1 protein-coding gene and 1 pseudogene are annotated in these 3,307 nt (G+C 69.1%); one reads left to right on the top strand and one right to left on the bottom strand.

The annotated features are described in order from the left end of the window. Positions 1-39 precede the first annotated feature (39 nt). Positions 40-753 carry a hypothetical protein gene (locus AB0B40_RS38065; protein ID WP_345056954.1) on the bottom strand — a complete coding sequence of 238 codons (714 nt, stop codon included), beginning with the start codon at positions 751-753 and terminating at the stop codon, positions 40-42. A gap of 420 nt (positions 754-1,173) precedes the next feature. Between AB0B40_RS38065 and AB0B40_RS38060 the strand changes: the two are divergent. Next, positions 1,174-3,256: pseudogene (locus AB0B40_RS38060) on the top strand (helix-turn-helix domain-containing protein). Positions 3,257-3,307 lie beyond the last annotated feature (51 nt).

Here is a 3,307-nt window from a genome sequence, read left to right as displayed (position 1 = left end):
GCTCGGAGATCTCCTGCAAGCAGCCGACTGATCACGACATCACACAAACCCTAGGTCGTACGGGTTGCTCGCCTCGACAGTGAACTCGCCGCTGAGGGTGCCCGTGCGTACGTCGACCAGGTGGTAACGGAACCGCTCCTCCTCGTCCTGACTCTCACCGCCCAGGGTGACGATGGCCGTGTCCTCGGTCAGGTAGCCGCCGCTCCATTCCACGAAGGAATCCTCCGGGTCGTACCCGAAGGCTTCGACGGGGAGGGTGAAGAGCACGTCCCCGTTGGGGTGGTCGTGGAAGGCGACGTCCGCCTGCCCGTGGTCCACGGTCATGAACTGGTGCCCGGACGGAGCCAGGTCGATCAGGCAGCGGTCCTGCCACGGGTAGGTCACGAACTCCGGCTCGCTGTCCGCCCCGCTCGTGCCCCGGAGAATGACGGAGCCGTCCTGGCCCTCACCGATGTCGATGTAGATGCTGCCGTCCACTGGATGCAGGTGGTGGAAGGCGCCGTGCCCGACCGTCTCCAGTTCCCGGCGGGCGACATCCACACCGCTGTCGGCGTCGTGCACGACCCACTGGTCCCCGCCCCCGCGTCCCGCCATCGCGTCCGGCCGATAGACCCACACCGTCCGGCCGTCCAGAGACAGCGCACAGCCGGGCCGGTGGCCATGGCGTACGTCGGAGTGCGGTTCGAAGTCCGAGGCCCACATGAGGTCGCCGGCGCGCGTGAGGCAGACGACGCCGTTCAGCGTGGAGTACACGACCCGCTCCAAATCCTGCCGGACACCGACGCTACGACCTCCTCGCCATCCCTCGGCTGGAAAATCGCTGCTGGCTCCAGCGTCCCGTAGACGCCGGTGCCCACGACGTAGGCGTGGATCCGCCCGTCGCGGAGGCTAACGCCCAGCTCAGGAACCTCAAGAGCCGGGGCGGTGTGGGCCGAGTTGGGTAGGCACGGGCTAGCTGCAACGTTCAAGGGCCAAGGAAAACACTAAGTTTCAACAACACAGCGTTACGGAAGCAAGATCCGCCACGTACTGCACTCATCCGCCAAGTAAAAATCTCGGTCGCACGACAAGCTTCTCTGCACTCGCCGCGCTAGGGCTGGAATGGGCCCTGGGCTAAGGAACGGGATAAGTTTGTGGTTAAGCAATGCTTGCCTCGAGTGAGGGTGCAGGGTCATGGCCTCTGAGGAAGAGCTGTTCGCGTCCGTCGACGCTCTGTTGAACGAGGAGCCGCGCCTCCCGCCTCCCGCGGAGCGTGCCCGGCTGCGTGAGGCCGCTGGTATCACCCAGGCCCGCCTCGCCACCGCGTTGAAGACCACGACCCAGTCGGTGAAGAACTGGGAGAACGGCCGTAGCAAGCCGAAGTCGCCGCGCCTGGACGCCTACCAGCGGCTGCTGAACGGATGGGCGGCGAAGTACCCCGCCAGCGGCGCAGCTCCGACAGCCTCGATTACCGCATCGGCGCCCGCGGCCTCTACCGAACCGGCCGCGTCCAGGGTGGAGACGGCAGATGTCCCGCAGACTCCCGCCGTTGCGGCTGCGGCGCCGGCGCGCCCCGCCATCCGGCCCGCTGCGACATCGCGGCGTCCGGCCATGAAGAAGGCCGCGCAGCCCGCAGCCGACCCGCGCTTCCCGCACGGGCCCCTCGCGGTCCTGGACGGTGACGGCTGCGCGTACGGCGTGAACGGGATCGTGCTGGACTGCCCGGCGACCACGGTGGTGGAGCTGGTGGAGTGGACGCTGCGCGAGTCCGGCCTCGGTGCTCCGAAGCTGAACCGCTACGGCAAGGACAGTGATCCGCTGATCGTGCTCACTGCCTCGGCTGCCGTGAAGCTCGGGCTGCCCGAGCGCCTGGAGGGCCACGAGCAGCGCCGCTCCCTGCGCCTGCCGGAAGACCACCCGGTGGTCAAGCAGGTGGTCAAGGCGAAGTGGCGGCTCACCCAGCGCGGGTTCGGACCCTGGACGAGGATCTACCGCAAGGCGCAGGGCCGCGAGAGGCAGTGCGTGCAGCTCGCGGTCCTGTCCTGGGACGCCCTCGATGAGCGGTCCTGGCCCGGCGTCTCGGAGATGGAGCCGGCCGACGTCGCCCGCGTCCTGGGGGTGTACGCCCAGCGGGTCATCACTCCGCGCGGCTCCACCGCCGTCTCCGGGCTGGAGCTGATGACCGCGCTGCGCCCGCCCACCCGGGCGGTGCGCGACGAGGCGAGCGGGAACTGGGTGCCCGGCCACAACCCCGGCTCGCTGGGCACGGAGCCGATGGACCCGGCGCCGCCAGGAGGCCGCCCCCGAGCACCCGGTCGTCGTGACCTCCGGCTGGACGGACGGGTTCCTCAACGAAGAGGCGTACGAGTGGGTGCGGCCGGTGGACCTGCTCACCGATGAGGAGTACACCCTGCCCTTCGCGGTCGGCCTGGACCTCAACACCGCGTTCCTCGCCGCCGCGGCCCGCCTGGTCGTCGGCCTGTCCGCCCCCGACCACTTCGTGGGCCCTAAGTTCAACCCGAAGATCCCCGGCTCCTGGCTGGTCGACCTGTCCCACGTCGAGGTGGACCCGCGTCTGCCCTCGCCGTTCACCCCGGACGGCACCCGTCCGACCGGGCCGGCCTGGTACCAGACCCACACCGTCGCCTACGCCCAGGAACTCGGCTACAACGTCCAGCCCATGGAGGCGTACCTGCGCCGCGAGACCGGCGCCTACCTGGACCCCTGGCACGACCGGTTGAAGGCCGCCTACGTCGACACCCTCGCCGACCTCGGCGTCACAAAAGACCTGACCGACGCGGAGTTCCTCGCCGCGATGGAGCGGCACAAGGACGTCGACCCGGCGATGGCGGCCGTCCTGGCCGCGATCAAGGCCACCGTGAAGGGCGGCATCGGCAAGCTGCGCGAGCGCCCGCAGGGCAAGCGCTACAAGGAGGGCGAGCGGTGGCTGGCCCTTCAGCGGCCGACCTGGCGCCCCGACATCCGCGCCGCCGTCATCAGCAAGGCCCGCATCAACATGCACCGCAAACTGCGCAACATGGCCACCATGACCGGCCTGTACCCGCTCGCCGTACTCTCCGACTGCGTCGTCTACCCCTCACCCGGCGACTCGCCGCTCGACTTCCTGCCCTACGCCGCCTCCGGCAAGCCCCAGCCCGGCGGATTCCGCCTCGGCCCCACCCCCGGCCTGGCCAAACTCGAAGGCGTCCAGTCCATGCTGTGGGCGGTCGACCTCATGGAACAGGGCTACAACCCCGCCAGCCACATCAAGGGCTGAACCGTTCCGGGTTCGGTAGGGACTCGATCATTTGAGAGGATCGAGTCATGG

The organism is Streptomyces sp. NPDC042638 (genome assembly GCF_040647235.1).
GTDB classification, from domain to species: Bacteria; Actinomycetota; Actinomycetes; order Streptomycetales; family Streptomycetaceae; genus Streptomyces; species Streptomyces rameus.
This window is presented reverse-complemented; position numbering and strand designations above follow the sequence as displayed.